The organism is Glaciihabitans sp. INWT7 (assembly GCF_014217685.1).
Lineage (GTDB): Bacteria > Actinomycetota > Actinomycetes > Actinomycetales > Microbacteriaceae > Lacisediminihabitans.
Map to the genome: position 1 here is coordinate 1,180,740 of NZ_CP043653.1, position 21,191 is coordinate 1,201,930.

Annotated in this window: 22 protein-coding genes; 16 read left to right on the plus strand and 6 right to left on the minus strand. The window is 67.6% G+C overall.

All coding sequences use genetic code 11. From position 1 onward, the window contains the following. Window positions 1-23 precede the first annotated feature (23 nt). Together F1C58_RS05805 and F1C58_RS05810 are read right to left on the minus strand one after the other, a co-directional pair. Complete coding sequence (locus tag F1C58_RS05805; protein WP_185203361.1) at window positions 24-1,019, minus strand: ketopantoate reductase family protein; 996 nt, start codon at window positions 1,017-1,019, stop codon at window positions 24-26. A gap of 32 nt (window positions 1,020-1,051) precedes the next feature. Further along, on the minus strand, window positions 1,052-2,473 hold the full coding sequence (locus tag F1C58_RS05810) for an MFS transporter (RefSeq protein ID WP_185203362.1): 1,422 nt from the start codon (window positions 2,471-2,473) through the stop codon (window positions 1,052-1,054). A 71-nt stretch (window positions 2,474-2,544) separates the two neighbouring features. Between F1C58_RS05810 and F1C58_RS05815 the strand changes: the two genes are divergently transcribed. From F1C58_RS05815 to F1C58_RS05835, 5 genes are read left to right on the plus strand one after another with little or no spacing between them, the layout of a single operon-like run. Beyond that, window positions 2,545-3,195, plus strand: a complete 651-nt coding sequence (locus tag F1C58_RS05815) for a TetR/AcrR family transcriptional regulator (RefSeq protein ID WP_219732043.1) — start codon at window positions 2,545-2,547, stop codon at window positions 3,193-3,195. Then, window positions 3,192-4,121 carry a tRNA pseudouridine(55) synthase TruB gene (gene truB / locus F1C58_RS05820; protein WP_185203365.1) on the plus strand — a complete coding sequence of 310 codons (930 nt, stop codon included), beginning with the start codon at window positions 3,192-3,194 and terminating at the stop codon, window positions 4,119-4,121. Before F1C58_RS05815 ends, truB begins: the two co-directional genes overlap by 4 nt. Next, the gene (locus F1C58_RS05825; RefSeq protein WP_185203367.1) at window positions 4,118-4,486 is read left to right on the plus strand and encodes a hypothetical protein; all 369 of its coding nucleotides are present in this window, start codon (window positions 4,118-4,120) and stop codon (window positions 4,484-4,486) included. Before truB ends, F1C58_RS05825 begins: the two co-directional genes overlap by 4 nt. A 10-nt stretch (window positions 4,487-4,496) precedes the next feature. Further along, the gene (locus F1C58_RS05830) at window positions 4,497-4,964 is read left to right on the plus strand and encodes a hypothetical protein (protein ID WP_185203369.1); all 468 of its coding nucleotides are present in this window, start codon (window positions 4,497-4,499) and stop codon (window positions 4,962-4,964) included. Beyond that, window positions 4,961-5,926, plus strand: coding sequence for a bifunctional riboflavin kinase/FAD synthetase (locus tag F1C58_RS05835; protein ID WP_185203371.1), 966 nt, complete (start codon window positions 4,961-4,963; stop codon window positions 5,924-5,926). Before F1C58_RS05830 ends, F1C58_RS05835 begins: the two co-directional genes overlap by 4 nt. A 28-nt stretch (window positions 5,927-5,954) precedes the next feature. On the opposite strand, the gene F1C58_RS05840 is transcribed toward F1C58_RS05835, so the two are convergent. Then, a complete protein-coding gene (locus tag F1C58_RS05840) occupies window positions 5,955-6,887 on the minus strand; it encodes an ROK family protein (protein ID WP_185203373.1) in 933 nt (310 codons plus the stop codon). Beyond that, window positions 6,884-7,222, minus strand: coding sequence for a hypothetical protein (locus tag F1C58_RS05845; protein WP_185203375.1), 339 nt, complete (start codon window positions 7,220-7,222; stop codon window positions 6,884-6,886). The genes F1C58_RS05840 and F1C58_RS05845 overlap by 4 nt, the downstream gene beginning before the upstream one ends. Before the next feature lie 42 nt (window positions 7,223-7,264). Here F1C58_RS05845 and F1C58_RS05850 point away from each other — a divergent pair, with 42 nt between their 5' ends. The 8 genes from F1C58_RS05850 to F1C58_RS05885 all read left to right on the plus strand — a co-directional run bounded on the left by F1C58_RS05850 (window position 7,265) and on the right by F1C58_RS05885 (window position 15,558). Next, window positions 7,265-7,780 carry an SRPBCC family protein gene (locus tag F1C58_RS05850; protein WP_185203377.1) on the plus strand — a complete coding sequence of 172 codons (516 nt, stop codon included), beginning with the start codon at window positions 7,265-7,267 and terminating at the stop codon, window positions 7,778-7,780. Window positions 7,781-7,901: 121 nt separating this feature from the next. Next, window positions 7,902-8,873, plus strand: a complete 972-nt coding sequence (locus F1C58_RS05855; protein ID WP_185203379.1) for a sugar-binding transcriptional regulator — start codon at window positions 7,902-7,904, stop codon at window positions 8,871-8,873. 3 nt (window positions 8,874-8,876) lie between these two features. Then, window positions 8,877-9,896 carry a deoxyribose-phosphate aldolase gene (gene deoC / locus F1C58_RS05860; RefSeq protein WP_185203381.1) on the plus strand — a complete coding sequence of 340 codons (1,020 nt, stop codon included), beginning with the start codon at window positions 8,877-8,879 and terminating at the stop codon, window positions 9,894-9,896. 3 nt (window positions 9,897-9,899) lie between these two features. After that, on the plus strand, window positions 9,900-11,417 hold the full coding sequence (locus tag F1C58_RS05865; protein ID WP_185203383.1) for an aldehyde dehydrogenase family protein: 1,518 nt from the start codon (window positions 9,900-9,902) through the stop codon (window positions 11,415-11,417). After that, window positions 11,414-12,280, plus strand: coding sequence for an aldehyde dehydrogenase family protein (locus tag F1C58_RS05870; protein WP_185203385.1), 867 nt, complete (start codon window positions 11,414-11,416; stop codon window positions 12,278-12,280). The genes F1C58_RS05865 and F1C58_RS05870 overlap by 4 nt, the downstream gene beginning before the upstream one ends. An 82-nt stretch (window positions 12,281-12,362) precedes the next feature. Beyond that, entirely contained in the window at window positions 12,363-13,280 is a 918-nt protein-coding gene (locus F1C58_RS05875; RefSeq protein WP_185203387.1) for a CAP domain-containing protein, read from the plus strand. 72 nt (window positions 13,281-13,352) lie between these two features. Then, the gene (locus F1C58_RS05880; protein WP_185203389.1) at window positions 13,353-14,861 is read left to right on the plus strand and encodes an SDR family oxidoreductase; all 1,509 of its coding nucleotides are present in this window, start codon (window positions 13,353-13,355) and stop codon (window positions 14,859-14,861) included. Between the two features lie 103 nt (window positions 14,862-14,964). Beyond that, complete coding sequence (locus F1C58_RS05885; RefSeq protein WP_185203391.1) at window positions 14,965-15,558, plus strand: GDSL-type esterase/lipase family protein; 594 nt, start codon at window positions 14,965-14,967, stop codon at window positions 15,556-15,558. Window positions 15,559-15,603: 45 nt separating this feature from the next. Here the strand turns inward: F1C58_RS05885 and F1C58_RS05890 are convergent, their stop codons facing one another. Then, complete coding sequence (locus F1C58_RS05890) at window positions 15,604-16,929, minus strand: M20/M25/M40 family metallo-hydrolase (RefSeq protein ID WP_185203393.1); 1,326 nt, start codon at window positions 16,927-16,929, stop codon at window positions 15,604-15,606. Between the two features lie 58 nt (window positions 16,930-16,987). Between F1C58_RS05890 and F1C58_RS05895 the strand changes: the two genes are divergently transcribed. The 3 genes from F1C58_RS05895 (at window position 16,988) to F1C58_RS05905 (ending at window position 19,924) form a co-directional block, all read left to right on the plus strand. After that, the gene (locus tag F1C58_RS05895; protein WP_185203395.1) at window positions 16,988-17,356 is read left to right on the plus strand and encodes a DUF6804 family protein; all 369 of its coding nucleotides are present in this window, start codon (window positions 16,988-16,990) and stop codon (window positions 17,354-17,356) included. A 155-nt stretch (window positions 17,357-17,511) separates the two neighbouring features. Beyond that, entirely contained in the window at window positions 17,512-18,144 is a 633-nt protein-coding gene (locus F1C58_RS16885; RefSeq protein ID WP_219732044.1) for a hypothetical protein, read from the plus strand. A gap of 88 nt (window positions 18,145-18,232) precedes the next feature. Next, the gene (locus F1C58_RS05905) at window positions 18,233-19,924 is read left to right on the plus strand and encodes a stealth family protein (protein ID WP_185203397.1); all 1,692 of its coding nucleotides are present in this window, start codon (window positions 18,233-18,235) and stop codon (window positions 19,922-19,924) included. Between the two features lie 45 nt (window positions 19,925-19,969). Here F1C58_RS05905 and F1C58_RS05910 read toward each other — a convergent pair whose 3' ends face one another. Next, window positions 19,970-20,932, minus strand: a complete 963-nt coding sequence (locus tag F1C58_RS05910) for a phosphodiesterase (RefSeq protein WP_185203398.1) — start codon at window positions 20,930-20,932, stop codon at window positions 19,970-19,972. Window positions 20,933-21,191 lie beyond the last annotated feature (259 nt).

Consider the following 21,191-nt stretch of genomic DNA (forward strand, 5'->3'; position numbering starts at 1 on the left):
CGGACGATTGCGGCCAGCACCCGCTACCGGGCGAGGGGCACCGTCATCCTGTCGATGACAGTGGCCACCGGGAGGAATTCTCCGGCACGTTCGACTTCGTGAACCATGGCCACGAGCTCCGCGCTCACCGGCACCGCCACCCCCACGGCTTCCCCGCGAAGCACGACGGCTCCGTTGAGGTAGTCGATCTCGGTGGGCTGGCCGCGACGGATGCTCTGGAGCGTCGATCCCGGGTTCGGTCGCGATCCCATCCGCCGCTTCATCAGCAGGGGAAGCAGTTGCGCGATGACGGGTGGAACTCGGGCGAATGCCGTAAGTCGTGAGTGCGAGAGTCCCTGCAGTGAAGCGAATTCGATGCCGGCGGCCCGCGCCACCCGCACGGCCTCGCGCATCGTCTCGGTCATGATCGCGCGCAGGTCACGGTTGCCGATGACCTCCTGCACGCTCAGGCCCGTGGCGGCTGACAACCCGTTGACATGGTTGACGATGAGCTTCGTCCATTGGGCGCCTTCGAAATTGTCGGTGAGTTCCACCGGCATCACGGCACCGAGGATCTTCGAGGCGTAGAGCGCCGGCAGCACAGGGCCGCCGAGGAATGTCGGCCCTGTCGTGGTGATGGTGATCGTGCCCGGAGACAGATAGGACGCGGCGTAGAGCGCCAGCCCGCCGACGATATCGGATCGGGGAGCCGCTCGCTTCGCGGTCGTGATGGCCTCGAGGCCGTTCTGCACGACGACGACGGGGATGCCGATGAGCAGTTCGGCGTTCGCTCGGAGGGCGACGGCGGCATCCTGCGCCTTGGTGGTGAGGAAGGCGATGTCGGGGGAGATGGTGAGGGCCTCGACGGCGTCGACACGCACCGTGAAGTCGCCCCAACCTCCGGTGAGCCGCAGCCCCGTGTCCGCGAGCGCGGCGAGTTGCTCGCCGCGCGCGACGACCTGCACCTCGTGCCCTGCCCGCGCGAGAAGACCGGCGATGGTGCCGCCGATTGCGCCGGCCCCGATCACCGCTACCCTCATGCCCCGATCCTAGCGATCGGCGCGACGACGCTTCACCGGGGAGGAATCGAGTCCCGCCGGGACGGGAGGAAGAGGGCGACCACGGCCGACCCGAGCAGCACCGCCGCCCCGACGGTGACCGCCGGAATCGCGGCATCCACATAGCCGGTGGGGGTGAGCTGCCCACCAGCGCCGGTGAAGACCGCGGTGAGAACGGCGATCCCGAGGGCGACCCCGATCTCGCGGAGGGTCGAATTGGTGCCGCTCGCCTTGGCCCGGTCCGGCTCGGCGATCCCCGCGAGCACAGCGGTCGACGAGGGTGCGAAGACGAGCCCCATGCCGATGCCGGCGAAGACGAAGGCGCCGACCAGGTTGCTGTAGGAGGCGTCCACACTCATGGTGCGGGAGAGCCAGAACACACCGACCGCCTGGAAGAGGAGTCCGGCGACGATGAGCACCCGGGTGCCGACGCGTGAGGCCGCGAGCCCGGCGAGAGGGGCGACCACCATCGGGGCGAGCGTCCAGGGCATCGTCAACACTCCCGCTTCGAGGGGGGAGTGCCCCTGCACGATCTGGAGGAACTGGATCAGGATGAAGATCGAGCCGAACATGCCGAAGCTGAAGCTGAGCCCGACGAGATTGGCCACGCTGAAGCTTCGGTTGCGAAACAGCCTCAATGGGAGCAGGGGAGCGGATGCCCGCCCCTCCCACCACACGAAGGCGCCGACAAGCACAGCACCTCCCACCAGGGAGCCGAGCACTTCCGCACTGTCCCATCCGGCATCGTTGCCGCGGATGATGCCGTAGACCAGCCCGAGAACCCCCACACCCACGAGGGGCAGTCCGACGACATCGGCCCGAACCCGCGCGCCGAAACCGTTGGGGAGTGCGAGAAGCGCGAGGGGGATGCCGATGATCCCCACGGGTACATTGATCCAGAAGATCGCCTGCCAGTTCCAGCCCTCGACGACGGCACCGCCGATGAGCGGACCGAGCGCGACGCCGAGCCCGGAGATGCCTCCCCAGATGCCGATGGCGAGCGGACGCATTCGCTCGCTCACCGAGCCGACGAGCAGGGTGAGGGACAGGGGCATGAGCGCGGCGGCACCGACCCCCTGAATGGCGCGGGTGACGATGAGCATCCAGGGTTCGGTGCTGACCGCGGAGAGTGCGGAGGCGACGGTGAACAGCGCGATGCCCGCGACGAAGACGGAGCGCCGTCCGAGTCGATCTCCGAGCGCTGCGGCCATGAGCATGAAGGTGGCGAAGCTCAAGGTGTAGGCATTCACGAACCATTGAAGCTCGTCGATGCCCGCATCGAGTTCGGTGCGGATGACCGGCAGTGCGCTGGTCATCACGAGGTTGTCGAGGGTCGCCATGAACATCGGGAGCGATGCGGCGACGATGGCCAGCCAGATCGGGATGCGCTTCTGCGCCGTGCGGATGGGCGGCTCGGCGGCAACGGTGATGGTCATGGGTCCTCCGGATTAAGGCATCGGATGATTACTTAACAGGACCCTAGTTATCGGCTGATAACATGTCAAGAGTGAGCTTCCCCGAGACCGAGACTGATGTGCCCCTGACCAGGATGCGGGCGGGAGAGCGTCGAGAGCTCATCCTCGACGCGGCGATGCGGGTGTTCGGCGATCACGGCTATGTCGGCACCACGACCGCGGAGATCGCGCGGGCGGCCGCGGTAAGCCAGCCCTACGTGGTGAGGATGTTCGGCACAAAGGAGAAGCTCTTCGTCGAGGTGCTGCATCGCGCGCTCGACACGCTGCTCGCTGCTTTCCGGGCGGCGCTCGCCGAGGAATCCGAGGTGCCGGTGTCACGACGGATAGGCCTCGCCTACGTGGGACTCGCGGCGCATCGGGGTCTCCTGCTCTCGCTCATGCACGCTTTCGTGCTCGGCGGGGATGCCGGCGTCGGCCCGGTGGCCCGCGAGGGTTTTCTCCGCGTCTACAGTTTTCTGCGCGACGAAGCGGGCTTCACCGTCGACGAATCGCAGAACTTCCTCTCGGGTGGCATGCTGATCAATACCATGATCGGACTGCGGATGACTGACGAATTCGATCGAGACCCGAGCGCCCGAGAGCTCCTCACGGCGGCCTTCCCCGAGAAGCTCGACCTGATGCGAAGCCTCACGATCCCCGTTTCGGATCCTCCCTCCCCTTCCGCCAGGGACTCGCTCGCGTGACCGAGGCACTCGGCCGCAGCGGCATCCTGCTCATCGACAAGCCCGCGGGAATCACCAGTCATGACGTGGTGGCGCGCACCCGAAAGCGTGCGGGGACGCGCAAGGTGGGTCACGCCGGCACTCTCGACCCGATGGCCACCGGCCTCCTCGTGCTCGGCATCAACAACTCGACCCGACTGCTCACCTACCTGGTCGGGCTCGACAAGGAGTACTTCGCGACCATCCGTCTCGGGGCCGCGACCAACACCGACGATGCGGAGGGGGAAGAGACGGCGGTGGCTGAGCCCGAGGCGGTCGCGAGCCTCACCGAGGCGGCGATCTCCGCCGCGCTCCTGCCGCTGCGGGGGGCGATCAGCCAGGTGCCGAGCAGCGTGAGCGCCATCAGGGTCGACGGCAAACGGGCCTACAGTCTCGTGCGCGAGGGGGAGACCGTCGAGCTGGCGCCGCGCTCCGTGACCGTCTCCGCCCTCGAAGTGCTCGCCTCGCGTCGACACGAGGGCTTCTACGATCTCGATGTGAGAGTGCGCTGCAGCTCGGGCACCTACATCCGCGCGATAGCCCGAGACCTCGGTGCCGCGCTCGGCGTCGGTGGTCACCTGACCGCTCTCCGGCGAAGCATGATCGGCCCATTCAGCGTCTCGGATGCCGCGGAGCTCGAATCGCTCGATGTGGGCGCAGCACTGCTCTCGCCGGCCACCATCGCGGCCGGACTGTTCCCGGTCCTCGCGCTCGACTCCGACCAGGCGGTGGACCTCGGCCATGGAAAGCGACTCGTCGCCGATCGTCCGGAAGGTGCGCCGGGGCCCGTCGCGGCGATCGCGCCGGACGGGCGACTGGTCGGCCTGCTGGAGTTCGCCAATGGCGTCGGCAAGCCGATCGTGAACTTTCCGCCGGACATCCTCACCGCACCGGTCGTGACGTCGTGATCGAGTGGTTCACCTGGGTGCAGGTGTGGATCGCCATCGCCGCCGGCCTGTTCTGCCTCGCGCTCGGCCTTCTCGGCCGACAGCCCAATGACTACTCGCTCGGCGCGACAGCGCTCGTGGAGCTGCTCCTCGTCGCCCAGCTGGTGGTGGCGATCGTGGTCCCCTTCGTCGGCAATCCGCCGCGCGGCAGCCTGCCGGAGTTCTACATCTATCTGGTTTCGGCCCTCCTGCTGCCCCCTCTCGCCGCATTCTGGGCGCTGCTGGAGCGCAATCGCTGGGCGACCGTCGTGCTCGGCGTCGTCTGCCTCGCCGTCGCTGTGATGGTCTATCGCATGTATCAAATCTGGGTCTTCCAGGTGGCCTAATCTTGAAGTGATGTCTGCCAACTCCTCTCCCCGCCCGGCGCGGACCAGATCACTCGGAATCGGGCGGGTGCTCGTGGCCGTCTACGGAATCCTCGCTCTCGCCGCGACGGGTCGCTCGGTGTTCCAGATCATCGACCGCTTCGCCGAGGCACCGCTCGCGTTCTCGCTCTCGGCGCTCTCGGCGGTCGTGTACATCGTCGCGACGGTCGCGCTCGTCGCCCCGGGAGCCGCGTGGTACCGGGTCGCGCGCCTCACCATCGGGTTCGAGCTCGTCGGAGTGCTGGTGGTCGGCACCATCAGCCTCGTCGCTCCCGGGCTGCTCGGCCTGCACAGCATCAATCCCTTCGGTCGGGAGGCCACGGTCTGGTCGGCCTACGGACTCGGCTATCTGCTCATCCCGCTCGTACTCCCGGTGCTCGGCCTGCTCTATCTGCGCGCCCGGCGCCCCACCGCCGTCGAGGCGGATGTGCCGGCATGAAGTTCTTCGCATCCCTCGCCGAGGTTCCTGCCGACTTCGGGCCTTCCGCCGTCACCATCGGAAAGTTCGACGGGGTCCACTCCGGGCACCGGAGCGTGATCGCACGGCTGCGTCTCGAAGCCGCCGAGGCGGGACTCGTCTCGACGGTGCTCACCTTCGACCGGCATCCGCTCGCTCTGTTGAGCCCGGATGCCCGCCCCGAGAGTCTCACGAGCAACGAACAGAAGCGTGAGGTTCTGGAGACCACCGGCATCGACGCCGTCGTCATGATCGAATTCACCCACGACTTCAGCGTGCAGGAGCCCCAGGACTTCGTGACGGATGTGCTGGTCGGCACCCTTCACGCGAAGCTGGTGTTCATCGGTCCCGACTTCAAATTCGGACACCGTGGACTCGGCAGCATCGAATTGCTCGAGCGGCTCGGTCTCGAGTACGGATTCGAGGTGCGGATGATCGAGGCAGTGCGTCCCCTCGGTGACCGGGTGATCTCGTCCACCTGGATTCGCGACCTGCTCGCCGAAGGCCGGGTCGCCGAGGCGGCGTCCCTGCTCGAGCGGTTGCCGACCGTGCGCGGGATCGTGGTGCCGGGGGAGCGCCGAGGTCGCGAGCTCGGATACCCGACCGCCAATCTCGCCCGAGCCGTCGAGGGCTACGTGCCGGCAGACGGGGTGTATGCCGCCTACGCGACTGTCGACGGGCGCACCATGCCGGCCGCGGTTTCCATCGGCAACAATCCGACCTTCGTCGGGGTGCCCGACAAACAGATCGAGGCACACCTGCTCGACGAAGATCTCGATCTCTACGGCAAGACCGTGGAGATCGCCTTCGTCGAATACATCCGCGGCATGGAGAAGTTCGCCAGCGTGGAGGAGCTCGTCACCCAGATGACCCATGACGAGGCCCGGGTGCGCCAGTTGCTCGGGATGCCGGAGCGCACGACTCCGATCGGGCCGACAACCTAGGGATCCGACGCCGGCCGTGGGGAATCGGTCAGCCGACGACCTCGGGGCGGTGCACGAGCGCTGCGGCCCCGATGAGCGGACCGTCGCTCGACAGCCCGGAAGGCACGACCTTCACCTTCGTCACGAAGCCGAACTGCCAGCGGGTCGCGATGGCGGTGCGCATGTGGTCGAACAGCACCGGCGTCACCTGCGAGAAGCCTCCGCCGATCGCGACGATCTCGAGGTCGACGAGGGATGTCGCGGACGCGATGACCTGTCCGATGGCGCGGCCCGAGCGTTCGATGGCGGCGGCGGCGATCGGATCGCCGGCCCGGAAGCTCGCGCCGAGCTCCTCGCCCGTCGTGCCCGTCCAACCCTGGCGCCGCGCCCACGCGACGGTCTTCGGACCAGAGGCGATGGCTTCGACGCATCCGATCCCGCCGCAAAGGCAGGGGTCGTCGAAGCCGGCGACCTCGACGTGGCCGATGTGGCCCGCGTTGCCGGTCGGGCCGGAGACGGTGTTGCCGTGCAGGATGAGCCCGCCGCCGATGCCGGTCGAGACGATCATCCCCATCACGTTGTCGTAGCCGCGACCGGCGCCAACCCAGTGTTCCGCGAGCGCGATGCAGATGCCGTCCATGCGCAGAAGCACGGGCACATCGGGAAGGGCCGCCGCGACCTGGTCGCGAAGAGGATACTCGCGCCACACCCCGAGGTTGAGGGGGGAGACGCGTCCCTCGAGCTCGTTCACCGGCCCCGCGGATCCGATCCCCGCGCCAACGAGAGTCGCACCGACGGGAAGGGCCGCAGCCGCGAGACCGACGACCTCATCGACGGAGAGCGCGAGCCCCGCGGAATCCCGCTCCGCACCGGTCGGCGCCCGAAAGCGGCTGCCCGGGAGCACGACGCCATCGGGATCGACGAGGGCCGCTTCGACCTTGGTTCCCCCGACATCCACGGCGAGGGCGAAGATCGCGCTCACGCGGCTACCCGCGACGCGATGAAGAGCACGAGGTAGTAGAACGCGAACATCGCCACGATGCCGACCAGCGGCCAGTAGAACGCCCACCGCCCGCGCACCTCGAAGAAGATGAACAGGGCGGTGCCGGCGAACCAGGACCCCACGGCGAGGATCTTCGTGAAGATGCCGAACACCGGAAGCAGAAACTGGTCCGCATAGAAACTCGCCAGCGCGAGCATGAAGATGAGGCCGACGAGGCTGAATGCGATCGCGACGATGATGTCGAGGATCACGGCGGGTCGCGGCCGGGATCTGCCGCTCGCGGCCGCAGGGATATTCGGCGTCTTCGTCGTCATGGCACCAGCTTATGGGACGGCTCCCGGCGTAAAGTTGACGGCGTGCCCGCCGCCGAACTGATCTTTCAGCGCACGATCGACCTGCCGCCGGTCATCGTCTGGGACGCCCTTGTCGACCCGGATCTGCTTGCCGGTTGGCTGGGCGAGGTGCGGATGCTCCCCGCGGCTCACGCTGATGAGACGGACACCGAAGTGCTCGCCTTCGAGCTCCGCTGGCCGGGCTCCGGAGCGGGCCAGTCGACCACGGCCACCGTGTCCGAGATCGAGGCGCCCCGGAGATTGCGGGTCGATACCGACAATCGCGGGCGGATCGAGTTCATCCTCGGCAGTATTCCCGGCGGCTTCCGCGGCTCGAGCACCGAACTCGAACTCCGGGTCGACTCTGGCATCGAGCCCGCGTTCGCCACCGCGGTGCGCGGCGAATGGCAGACCAGTCTCGACCGACTCGAGAGGCTGCTTCACGGGCATCCGGTCGACTGGGCGAAGGTCGCCTCGCACTCTGACGGCACCACCGGAGTCGGAGGCACGACGGCCCGTTCGGTGAACTCCCCGGGCTGATGCGCTGCTCGGGTGAGCACTCGACGCAAGACCTCTGCTCACATGAGCAATTGCTGCGCAGATGTTGAAGGACGCTTTCCCAGGGCCTAACGTGGGAGTCAGAGACCGACGGGAGCGCGACATGACGACATCGACAGAGATGCTCTCCGTGCGCGCCGCCGAGCTCTACTACGAGGAGAGCAAGACCCAGGACGAGATCGGCTCCCTACTCGGACTCACTCGCTGGAAGGTCGGCAGACTGCTCACCCAGGCCAGAGAACTGGGAATCGTGCGAATCGAGATCGTTCATCCCCGGGCCCGCAAACTGTCGATGGAGCGCGAGCTGCGCGATCGTTTCTCTCTGGCGGATGCCGTGGTCGTTCCGTCGCCCGCCGACGGGTCGAGCGTGGCCGATCGCGTCGCAGAAGCGGCAGCGGACTACCTGCGGGCCCTCCGGCCGGTGCCGGGCACCCTCGGAGTGAGCTGGGGACGCACGCTCGACTCGATCGCCGAACATCTCCCCGAGGGATGGGCTCGCGGCGTCGACGTCGTGCAGATCAACGGGGGCGTCAGCCTCAACCGTCGTTCGGGCACCGCCGCGTCCACCGCGGTCTCGATCGCGCGCTCCGGGGGAGGGCACGCCACCCTGCTGCCGAGCCCGGCGATCCTCGAGCATCGCGATACCCGCCTCGCCATCGAAGCCGACCGCACGGTCGCGGCGGTGCTCGAGCGAGCCGCCGGGGCAGCGGCCTATCTCTACAGTGCCGGTGTCGCCGACGCGAGCTCGGTGCTCGTGGACAGCGGCTACCTCAGCCGGGAAGACATCGCGATGCTGGTGGCCCGCGGCGCCGTCGGTGACGTCGTCGGACGCTACATCGACGGCGATGGCAACATCGTCGACCACGAACTCGACGGGCGCACTGTGGGCGTCTCTCTCGAGCAGTTGAGGGCTGCGGCCGTCGCGATCGCCGTGATCTCGGGCGAGTCGAAGCACGCCATCGCCCGCGCTGTGGTCTCGAGTGCGCTGTGCTCCGTCCTCATCACCGACGAGGCAACGGCGCGAGCCGTGCTCGATCCGGAAGACTCCAGCACCACGATCAAGGAAAGAAGCTGAACCATGACGATCCACCAGGCGGCACCTCTCGTCGCCGTGCCTCTCGCGCCGGCCGAACGAGCGATCCAGCTCATCGGCGGCGACCTCACCGAGAAGAGCCTCCGGCTTCATCTCGAAGGGCTGACCGGGGTGGATGCCGTCGGCCTCGAAGCCCGCGCCGCCTCTCTCGGCACCCGGTCGATCAAGACCACCTCCAAGGCCTGGGCGCTCGACCGCATCATCGAGCTCATCGACCTCACGACGCTCGAAGGATCGGACACCCCGGGCAAGGTGCAGTCGCTCGTCGCCAAGGCGATGATCCCGGACCCCTCCGATCTGACGACGCCGCGCGTCGCTGCGGTCTGCGTCTACGGCGACATGGTGCCCTACGCGGTCGAGGCGCTCGGGGCCGCCGGGGGTGAGGCGGGCATCCACGTCGCCGCCGTCGCCACAGCCTTCCCGAGCGGGCGCGCCTCGCTCCCGGTGAAGATCGCCGACACGAAGGATGCCGTGCGCTTCGGCGCAGACGAGATCGACATGGTGATCGACCGAGGGGCCTTCCTCTCCGGCCGCTACGGCCTCGTCTTCGACCAGATCGTCGCGGTGAAGGAGGCCTGCCGCCGAGAGGACGGCTCCTTCGCGCACCTCAAGGTGATCCTCGAGACCGGCGAACTCACGACGTATGACAACGTGCGCCGGGTGTCCTGGCTCGCGATCCTCGCCGGAGGGGACTTCATCAAGACCTCCACCGGCAAGGTGGCTCCCGCCGCGACTCTTCCCGTCACGCTGCTGATGCTCCAGGTAGTGAACGACTGGTACCGACTCACCGGCGAGAGGATCGGCGTCAAGCCGGCCGGAGGCATCCGCACCTCGAAGGACGCGATCAAATACCTGGTGACCGTCGCCGAGACCGTCGGCGAGGAGTGGCTGCAGCCGCACCTCTTCCGGTTCGGGGCGTCGAGCCTGCTCAACGACGTGCTGCTCCAGCGCCAGAAACTCAACTCCGGCCACTACAGCGGCCCCGACTACGTAACGGTGGACTAGAACATGACCTTTCTCGACTACGCTCCGGCGCCCGAATCGACGGCGATCCTCAACCTCCGCGAGAGCTACGGCCTCTTTATCGACGGCGAATTCTCCGAGGGGCACGGGGAGTCGTTCCACACCATCTCCCCGGCGACCGAGCAGAAGATCGCCCGGATCGCGAGCGCGGATGTCTCGGATGTCGACCGCGCCGTCGCAGCAGCCCGACGCGCCTACAACCGCACCTGGTCGAAGCTCTCGGGTGCCGACCGCGGCAAATACCTGTTCCGGATCGCCCGTCTCGTGCAGGAGCGGGCGCGCGAACTCGCCGTCGCGGAGAGCCTCGACAACGGAAAGCCGATCAAGGAGTCTCGCGATGTGGACGTGCCGCTCGTCGCCGCGTGGTTCTTCTACTACGCGGGATGGGCCGACAAGCTCGACTACGCCGGTCTCGGGCCGAATCCCCGCTCGCTCGGCGTGGCCGCGCAGGTGATCCCGTGGAACTTCCCGCTCCTGATGCTGGCGTGGAAGATCGCCCCGGCCCTCGCCGCCGGCAACACCGTCGTGATCAAGCCCGCCGAGACCACGCCGCTCACCGCGCTCATCTTCGCGGAGATCCTGCAGCAGGCCGATCTGCCGGCCGGAGTCGTGAACATCATCACGGGAGCGGGGGACACCGGTTCCCTGCTGGTGAATCATCCGGACGTCAACAAAGTCGCCTTCACCGGATCCACCGCGGTCGGTCGCGCCATCGCCCGTTCCACGGCGGGGTCTGGCAAGAAGCTCACTCTGGAGCTCGGAGGCAAGGCGGCGAACATCGTGTTCGACGACGCGCCGATGGACCAGGCGATCGAAGGCATCGTCAACGGGATCTTCTTCAACCAGGGCCACGTCTGCTGCGCCGGGTCGCGCCTCCTCGTTCAGGAGAACGTGAAGGACGAGGTGGTCGATCGGCTCAAGGCGCGACTGTCGACACTGCGGCTCGGTGATCCGCTCGACAAGAACACCGACATCGGCGCGATCAATTCCCGCGCCCAGCTCGACCGCATCCGTGAACTCTCCGACATCGGGGAGCAGGAGGGCGCCGAGCGATGGACCGCGGATTGCGAGATCCCGAAGAACGGATTCTGGTTCGCGCCGACCATCTTCACCAACGTGTCCACGAGCCACCGCATCGCCCGGGAAGAGGTTTTCGGACCTGTGCTCAGCGTTCTGAGCTTCCGCACCCCGGCAGAGGCGATCTCGAAGGCGAACAACACACCCTATGGACCCTCTGCCGGCATCTGGAGCTCCAACGGCAGCCGCGTGCTCGGTGTCGCCGACAAGTTGCGGGCCGGAGTGGTCTGGGCCAACACCTTCAACCAGTTCGATCCGGCCAGCCCCTTCGGCGGGTACAAGGAGTCGGGCTACGGGCGCGAGGGTGGTCGCCACGGTCTCGCGGCGTACCTGGAGTCGACCGGCTGGGATTCCCCCGGTGGTCGGATAGCGAGCGCCCGTGATCGCGGCGAGACCTCGTCGAGCAAGAAAGCAGCAATCAAATGACCCGCCTCGCCGTACCCAAGACCTACAAGCTGTACATCGGTGGCAAGTTCCCCCGCAGCGAGTCCGGGCGGGTCTACGAGATCGCCACCACCAAGGGTGAGTTCCTCGCCAACGCGGCACGCGCATCCAGAAAAGATGCCAGGGACGCCGTGGTCGCGGCCCGCGCCGCGCACTCCGGCTGGGCTGGCGCGACCGGCTACAACCGGGGCCAGGTGCTCTATCGCATCGCCGAGTTGCTCGAGGGTCGTCGTGCCCAGTTCGTGGACGAGTTGCGCCAGAGCGAGGGTCTGTCCGAAGCGGTGGCCCAGAAGCAGGTGGATACCGCCATCGACGTGTGGGTCTGGTACGCCGGCTGGGCGGACAAGTACGTGCAGGTGGCCGGCAACGGCAACCCGGTGAGCGGACCGTATTTCAACATCTCCACCCCCGAGCCGACCGGGGTGGTGGCGATCATCGCCCCGCAGACGTCGAGCCTGCTCGGGCTCGTCAGCGTCATCGCGCCTGCCCTCGTGAGCGGCAACACGGTGGTGGTGGTCGCGAGCGAGAGAGCTCCTCTCTCGGCGATCAGCCTGAGTGAGGTGCTCGCGACGAGCGATGTTCCGGGAGGCGTGGTCAACGTGCTGACCGGATCGGCCGCCGAGATCGCCCCGTGGCTCGCGAGCCACGCCGACGTCAACGCGATCGACCTCGCCGGTGCGGGCGACCTCGCCGGCGAGCTCAGTTGGATCGACCTCCAGATCGCCGGCGCCGAGACGCTGAAGCGGGTGCTGCCTCCGGAGAGTGGCGTGCCCGCGCCATCCGTCGAGCGCATCACCTTTTTCACGGAGACGAAGACGGTCTGGCACACGAAAGGGATCATCTAGCCGCGGTCGTCACAGGCGACGCGCACTGTCTGCCCCCGGTTTGGGGGCGCTTCCGGCGCGGGAGCGCCCCTAGGCTGGGCTGATGGTGCATCGGGGGATAGCGGCTGTCCGGCGCGCGGGGGCGATCCTCGCCGTCGTCACTCTCGCGGGATTCGCACTCACCTTTGTTGGTGTGAGCAGCGCCTCCGCCGCCGAGGCCGACACGATCGCCTCCCTGGTGAACCAGGCCCGGGCGAGCGCAGGACTTCCCGGCCTCATCCACAATCCGGCGATGGATGCCGTGGCGCAGCAGTGGGCGAACCAGATGGGTGCCGCCAATTCGATGACCCACAATCCCGACTACAGCACCCAGATCCCCTCCGGCTGGAGTCGGGCCGGCGAGAATGTGGCGATGGGCCAGCCCACCCCCTCGGCCATGCACACGGCCTGGATGAACTCGCCGGGCCACCGGGCCAACATCCTCGGCGACTTCACCGACATCGGAATCGCGTTCGTGACCGTGAACGGCACCACCTGGGGTGTGGAGGACTTCGGCAAGTACGCCGGACACGCGGGTGCGCCCGCTCCCGCGGCGGCTCCCGCTCCCGCGGCGAAGGCGGCAGCAGCGCCGGCTCCCGCCGCTGCACCTGCTCCTGCGCCGGTGAAGGCTCCGGTTGCGGCGGCACCGGCTGCCACTGCGCCGATCGCTGCAAAGCCGAGCGCTCCAACACCGAGCACAGTCACGCCGGCCGCTGCCGCCCCCGCCACTTCGTCGACGCCGGCTCCCTCCGTCGCATCCACTCCGCAGCCCACCGGGAGCGCGACAGCGACCGCGGGGCGCGCGCAGGCTCCCTCGTTTGGCAGCCCCGAGTCATTCCTGCTCAGTGCGTCCGATTCCGCGGTTCAGAAGCCCTTCCCGATCGGCTATGTCATCGGCGGCATCCTCGTGATCCTCGGCATCGGCGGCGGCATCTACGGCCAGAGGATGCGAATCCGCGGCCGCAAACCACCGGACACCTAGCCCGCGCCGAGGGGCCCGTCAACCCGCCGGTGTTTTCTGCGCTTTTCCAGCCTCTCTCCCTAGGGTTGTGCCATGGCTGAAGCAGCGCAGACCGGCAAGAGAGTACTCGTCACCGGCGCAACCGGGTATATCGGGGGTCGCCTCGTGCCGCGTCTTCTCGAGGCGGGATATCGCGTGCGGGTGTTTGTGCGCAGTCCTCTGAAACTCACCGACGTGCCGTGGATCGACGATGTCGAGATCGCGACCGGTGATCTCGCCGACCCGCGCAGTGTGGCCAAGGCAGTCGAGGGCATCGACGTGCTGTACTACCTCGTGCATTCGATGGGGGCGAAGGGGGAGTTCGAGCAGACAGAACGCTCCGCCGCCACCACCGTCGCCACCGCGGCGAAGGCGGCCGGTGTCTCGCGCATCGTCTACCTCGGCGGATTGCATCCCGACGGCGAACTCTCCCCCCACCTGCGGTCACGCGCGGAGGTTGGCCGCATCCTGCTCGATTCCGGAGTGCCGACGGCGGCTCTCCAGGCCGGCGTCGTGATCGGCTCAGGCTCGACCTCGTTCGAGATGGTCCGCCATCTGACCGATGTGCTCCCGTACATGCCGGCGCCGAAATGGGTGCGCAACTTCATCCAGCCGATCGCGATCCGTGACGTGCTCTACTACCTCGTGGAGTGCGCCGAACTGCCGGACGACGTCAACCGCAGCTTCGACATCGGCGGGCCCAACGTGCTGCGGTACGGCCAGATGATGAACGGGTACGCGCTCGAGGCCGGACTGAAACAGCGCCCGATCGCGTCCCTTCCGGTGCTCACGCCGTGGCTGGCCTCTCAGTGGGTCAACCTGGTCACCCCGATCCCGCGAGCCCTCGCCGTGCCGATCATCGCCTCGCTGCAATACGACTGCGTGGTGCACGAACACGACATCGAGAACTTCATCCCCGACCCCGAGGGTGGTCTCACTCCGTATCGCCGATCAGTGCGGCTGGCGCTCGGCAAGATGAGGGACGGCGCGGTCGAGACGAGCTGGCAGGATTCCGCCGTGCGGGGTGCGCCGAGCGACCGCCTTCCGAGCGACCCGGAGTGGACCGGTCACACGGTCTACACCGACCTGCGCGAGCTCCATTCGACCGCGCCGGCCGATCAGGTCTGGCGCGTGATCGAGGGAATCGGTGGCGACAACGGCTGGTACTCCTTCCCGCTCGCCTGGGCCGTTCGCGGCTGGATGGACAAGGTGGTCGGAGGAGTCGGTCTGCGACGCGGTCGACGCAACGCCGCCCATCTCAACGCCGGCGACGCCCTCGACTTCTGGCGGGTCGAAGAACTCGACCGCGGCCGTTTCCTGAGGTTGCGTGCCGAGATGAAGGTGCCCGGCGGCGCCTGGCTCGAACTGAGTGTGACACCCAACGCGGCGAGCGGCGGATCGAACTATCGCCAGCGTGCGGTGTTCTTCCCCCAGGGCCTCGGGGGCCGCCTCTACTGGTTCAGCATCCTGCCGTTCCACGGCGTGATCTTCGCCGGAATGGCTAGCAAGATCACCCAGACCGCCGAGGCGCAAGTGCTCGCCGATGCCCGAGGCGGTCGGTGACCGGACACGCCGAACGCAGCGCTTCCCTAGCGTTTCCCAGCACCGGAAGGGATGATGGAAGCGTACGCGCTGCTGATCCGGCGCGACCTTGGGAGGTCACACAATGACTGCAGATACGGTAGTTTTTCTCGGCGACAGCCTCACACAGGGCGGCGATTGGGCCGGATGGTTTCCTGATCTGACGGCGGTGAATCTCGGGATCGGCGGCAATACGACCGATGATGTGCTCGGTCGGCTCGACTCCGTCGTGGAGCTCGACCCCGACGAGATCGTGCTCCTGATCGGCACCAACGACCTGGGGATGCGGCGCAACGTCGAGAGCCTCGTTCGCAACATCCAGTCCATTCTCGTGCAGCTTCGCCGTGAGCTTCCGGGGTCGAGGATGCTCGTGCAGTCGATCATGCCGCGGGGGCGGGAGTTCGCCGACCGCATCCGCGACGCGAACATCCACCTGCGCCAGTTCTCGGCGACCGTTCACGCGCAGTTCCTCGACCTCTGGCCGACGATGGCCCTGGAGGACGGCGAACTGAACCCGGCGTACTCGGACGACCGGCTGCACCTCAACGACGCGGGATACGAGGCCTGGCTGTCCGAGCTGCGACCCGCACTCGTGCGGCTGCGCGACCTTCCGCCGATGACCAGCCCGATTCGAGCCATCATGCTCGACGACTACGCGCGTCCCACACCACAGAGCTGAGCGAGAGCGATCCAGAGTCGACGCGGGAGTTGCCGCGCCTCTTCGTCAGAGCCGGCTGATCAGCCGCGTATAGAAGTCGACGCCGCGAAACAGCGTCGACACCTTCATCCGCTCGTCGATCGCATGCAGCGTGCCGCGCTCCTCCGTCGACATCTCGAAGGGGCTGAAACGGTAGACGAACTCGCTGATTCGCGCGAAGTAGCGGCTGTCGCTGGCGGCCATCATCACGTATGGGGTGACGATCGTGCCCGGATAGGTCTGTTCGATGGTCGATCGCACCAATTGCCAAGCGGGACCGCTGGTGGGTGACACCGGGGAGGGCTCGTTGGGGTGCAGCACGTCGAGGCGTACGAGCGGGTCGTCGATGGACCGCCGCACGTGCTCGACGGCATCCGCCACTGAGGAGTCGATGGCGACCCGGATGTTCACGGTAGCCACCGCCCGTTCGGCGAGTGCATTGGCGGCCTGGCTCGCCTGCAACATTGTCACCGCCTGAGTGGTGCGGATCATCGCGCTCGTCTCCGGCCCGAGGCGCCCGAACAGCACGAGAAGCAGCGGTCTGGTCAGCCAGAGATTCGTGAAGATCCAACGCAGGGGCGAGGAGGCGTGGGCGCCGAGCGTGCGGATCATCTCGAGGGTGGTCGGCGTGAATCCGGCGCGGAACGGCCGATTGTTGAGGCGCACGATGGCCGCGGCGAGACGTGCGGTCGCGGAAATCCGCGGCGGGGTGGAGGCATGGCCGCCGTGTTGTTCGACGGTGAGGGTGAGGCTGAGGATGCCCTTCTCGCTCACCCCGACCACCGCGATCGGACCGGACACGCCGGGGAAGATGTCTTCGACGACGGCACCGCCCTCGTCGATCACGAGCGAAGGACGGATGCCGCGGGACTCGAGGAGGTCGACGATCGCGCGGGCTCCGCTGCCCTCGGTCTCCTCGTCGTGGCCGAAGCTCAGGTAGATGTCGGCTTCCGGCTGGTGTCCGGCGGTGACCTGAGCCTCGACGCCCTCCAGGATGCAGGCGAGCGAGCCTTTGTCGTCGAGGGTGCCGCGCCCCCAGATCAGCTGATCGTCGCCCGATCCGACCAGTTCGGCGGCGAAGGGCGGATGGGACCAGCCCTCGTCCGTCGCCGAGACGACGTCGTAGTGCGCCATGAGCACCGTCGGTGAAGCATCGGTGCGCCCTTTCCAGCGGTACAGCATCGAGTGGCCGCCGACCAGTTCCCGGCTGAGCGCGGAATGGGTTGCCGGGTAGAGCTCGGGGAGAAGGGCGATGAGGGCGTCGAACGGTGCCCAATCGGTGTCTGCCGGGTCGAGCCTCGAGATCGTCGCGAGTCGCACGAGAGCCTGCAGGTTGGCGACGGGATCGGGCATGGGTCCATCCTGCAACACCGGGCAGGTTCGCGCAGGCCGCCTGCGAGAGAATGGACCAATGACCTCGTACCCGACACCCGAATTCCGGCGTCCGGCCCTGGCCCCGGGCATCCTCGGGGCCATCGTGTTGATCGCGGGGCTTGCGCTCCTGGACAACCCCGGAGGGTATCTGTTCATCAAATTCGGGGTCGCCATTCTCGCGCTGATCATGTGCGTGTTCGCCTGGCAATCCGGGCAGTGGTGGTGGATCATCGGGCTCGCCGCCATCGCCGTGGCCTGGAATCCGATCTGGCCATTCGCGCTCAGCGGGCAGATCTGGGTGGCGTCGCAGTTCGTCGCGGCGCTGCTCTTCGTCGCCACCGGTCTCCAGGTGAAGGTGGTCAATCCCGAGGATCGCAACCGGTCGAAGGCGGGAGCGCGACGCTGAGTCGTGCTCCTCTCGGCGTCGCCGTTTCATAGCCGGCCCATAGCTGCCTCGGGGCTGATTGGCGGGCGACACCGCGGCCTCGCATAGAGGGCGGCGTCACAGTGGAGCTCGGGGAGAGAAGAACCGTTCGCCCCCGGACCCGTCAGGAGAACGTCATGGTCGACACGACCCCCCAGAGCCAGAACCCCGAGGACCAGAACGCCGAGGACCAGAACGCCGAGCACCAGAACGCCGAGGACCAGAACGCGGAGCACCAGAACGCCGAGGACCAGAACGCGGAGCACCAGAACCCGCAGGTCGGCCCGTCGCAGACGGTTCCGCTGTCAGCCGCGCCCGCCGCAGCTGCGCCACTCGCGGTTGAGCCTGCGGCAGTCGTGGTTCCGTCGGCTGAGCCCGCTGCTGTCTCTGCACCGCCGGCACCTCGGTCGAGACGAGGGCTCGTTCTCGCCGGCACCATCGTGGCGGCGGTCATCGTGGTCGGAGGAATCTTCGGCGGCGGCGTACTCGTCGGCACCTCCGTCGGCGCGAACCACGGGATCACCGATGCGCGGCAGGGCTCCGCGGGCTTCGACAGCCGAAGCGATCGGCCGGATGGTGCGCCCGCCGGAGTCACGCCCGGAAACGTCGCGCCCGGAAACGGCACGCCCGGAAACGGCACGCCCGGAAACGGCACGCCTAGAAACGGCGCGCCCGGAAACGGCACGAAGGCGACACCGCCCTCGGGTACTCGCCCGGACGGCGGGCCTCGTGGAGGTTCCGACGCGACTCAGGGCTCGTCGAACGGCTAGCGCCCGCACAGCTGCTCACCGGCCCCGCCGGTCCTGCGGCAGGGCGGCGGGGGCCGTCTAGGTCCCCGAGCGCTCCACACGCGCTAAAATGGGCGAGGCTGGAAATCCGCGCCTCGCGACGGTGGCGGATCGGGCTCGAACGATTGGGCTCACAGTGACCGAGAAGACGACGAACCAGGGACTCCCGCACGCTCCCGCGCAGCTCGCCGCGCAGGCCAAGGCCCCGGCGCAGGCGTCCGGGCCTCAGGGCGAATCGACCCTGCCCCCGCTCACTCTCCGTTCCGACCTGGTGCTCGCCAAGGGCCGGCTCGCGCTTCTCAACACCGGCGCGACCCCGCAGGAGGCGATGGTCGAAGACCTGCTCTTCGTGCGCTCGGTGCTGGATGTGGCGGGAATCGACTTCCTGCTGGTGCGCGGCAACGACAGCCGTCCCGTTCTCGCGGTCGACTGGCGGGACCGGAAGGTGCTGTGCACCGCACTCGCCCGGGCCTGTGTCGATGAGCCCTTCTACTCCAAGCCGGCGGACGGATCCCGCGGCCAGACCGTCTTGCTCGCCGACGGCCGGCTCGCCACGGACTCGAAGACGCGGGCCGTCGTGCTGTTCCGTCCGCGGATCACCGCCGAGGGAGCCTTGCGCTACGGAGCGGGCACCGGGGTGCGCCTCGAGCTGTGGAAGTCCACCGCGGATGCCTACCTCGCGCCCGACGAGAACGCTCTGATGCGCGTGACGCTGCCCCGCGAGGAGGCGGTGCGGGGCACGGTCTCGCTCTATGGTCAGGACTGGCCGACCCTCGAGGGGATGTTCGCCACCCAGGCGCAGGACATCGACTTCGACATCGACCTGGTCTTCTCGTGGGTGGACGGTGCCGCGATCGAGTGGCAGCGTGCCCGTGCCCGCCGCATGAAGGCCTACGTGGTCGGTGAGGGTGACGACTCGCACGCCCGTTTCCGCCAGCTCGACGAACTGAAGTACGCGCTGCGCTCCGTCTACCTCTTCGCGCCGTGGGTGCGCAACATCTACATCGTCACGGATTCGCCGCGACCGGAGTGGCTCGCCGAGCATCCTCGGGTCACGATCGTGCCGAGTGAAGAATTCTTCGCCGACCCCTCTGTGCTCCCGACCCACAACTCCCAGGCCGTCGAGAGCCAGCTTCACAACATCCCGGGCCTCAGCGAGCACTTCCTCTATTCCAATGACGACATGTTCTTCGGCCGCGCGGTGTCGCCCGACATGTTCTTCTCACCGGGCGGCGTGACCAAGTTCATCGAGGCGACCACCCGCATCGGCATGGGGGAGTCCAATCTGGCGCGCAGTGGATTCGAGAACTCCGCGAGAGTCAACCGGCGTCTCATCCAGGACAGGTTCGGGCGCACGATCACCCGTCATCTCGAACACACCCCGACTCCGCTGCGAAAGTCGGTCATGCGCCAGCTGGAGGCCGAATTCCCCGAAGACTTCCGGCGCACCGCGGCGAGCACCTTCCGCTCGGCGACGGACATCTCGGTCACCAACTCGCTCTATCACTACTACGCGTGGGTGACCGGTCGGGCCGTCGCTCAGACGGATGCCACGGTGAGGTACGTCGATACGACCATGCGCGCCGGCCTCGCCGAGATGACGCTGCTGCTCAAGAAGCGCAACATCGACATGTTCTGCCTCAACGACGGTAGTTTTCCCGAGTTGACGGCCGAGGAACGCGCAGCGGCTGTCAGGTCGTTCCTCGACTCGTATTACCCGATCGCCGCACCATGGGAGCGGCCGGTCGTCGACGCGGACTGACCGCAGCCGGGGCGCACTCCCAGCGCGGTGTTCCGCTCGTCCGCATCAGACGACGGCGAACTCGCGCGTCGGTGGGTGAAGCTCTTCGTCGGTGATCGGCGCCTCCACCGGTGCCGGGCGGGTGCCGCTCGCGGGGAACTCGACTCCGTGGCGGGCGAGGATGAGGGCGGTCTCCGCCGCATCGACATAGGACACCGCGGCATCCTGGCCGAGTGGGACCACCGAGTGGAGCACGGTGTTCTCGTAGACGTGCACGAGATTGAATGCCTGCCCGCCATCGCGGCCGCGGGTGCCTCCGACCGGCACATTGAGATCCTGCGTGTAGCAGGTGGCAGAGGCGACCGAGACGGGTATCCCGGCGAAGGTCGAGTTGGTGGAGTAGTGGAGGTGGCCGGCGATGATGCTGCGCACGTCGGATCCCTGAAGCACCTCGGCCAGACCGGCCTGGTCGCGCAACTCGACAAGCACGGCGAGATCCAGCACACTCGGGATGGGCGGGTGGTGCATCGCGAGGATGGTGCCATGGGGCGCGGGGGAGGCGAGCTCCTCGGCGAGCCAGTCGAGCTGGGCGTCGGTGACCTCACCGTGGTGGTGGCCCGGAACCGTCGAGTCGAGGGCGATGATGCGCAGACCACCCACCCAGTGAACCCGGTCCACCGGAGCGGAGGAGGGATGCTGGCCGAGCAGCGTCTCGCGGAAGGCACCGCGGTCGTCGTGGTTGCCCATCACCCAGACCACCTGTGCGCCGTAGCGCAGGGCGGCCGGTTCGACGATCGCCTTCAGCTCTTCATAGGCCACCGGATCTCCGACATCCGCGAGGTCTCCGGTGATGATGATGGCCTCGGGGGTGGCCCCGGAGGCATCGAGTTCGCAGAAGAGCTGGCGGAGGTGGGTCTCGCTGTCGACCGAGCCTCCGTAGAGCCCCGCGCCGCCGGCAACGAAATGGGTGTCGCTCAGGTGGACGATGAAGTGGTCGGGCCGTGGATATTGGGCCGTGTAACCGGACATGCGCCAATCCCATCACCCCAAGCTGGCCGGGGGGTGAACAAACTGCGGCGATCCCTACCCCAAATCGGGGGAGAGTCGTGCACGGATGGGGCCGGCAACCGCCTAAACTGAGTGCAGCACCCGTTCATCCCGCGTGTGGCCTCGGCCCGGGGTACCTGAGACTTCTCGGCACCCGGTGGCCCGATTCACCACTGTCTGACTCTTCACCGGTCCGACTGAGTTGCCCCTTCGGGTGGCTCCACTCGGGATTGCTCGGTCA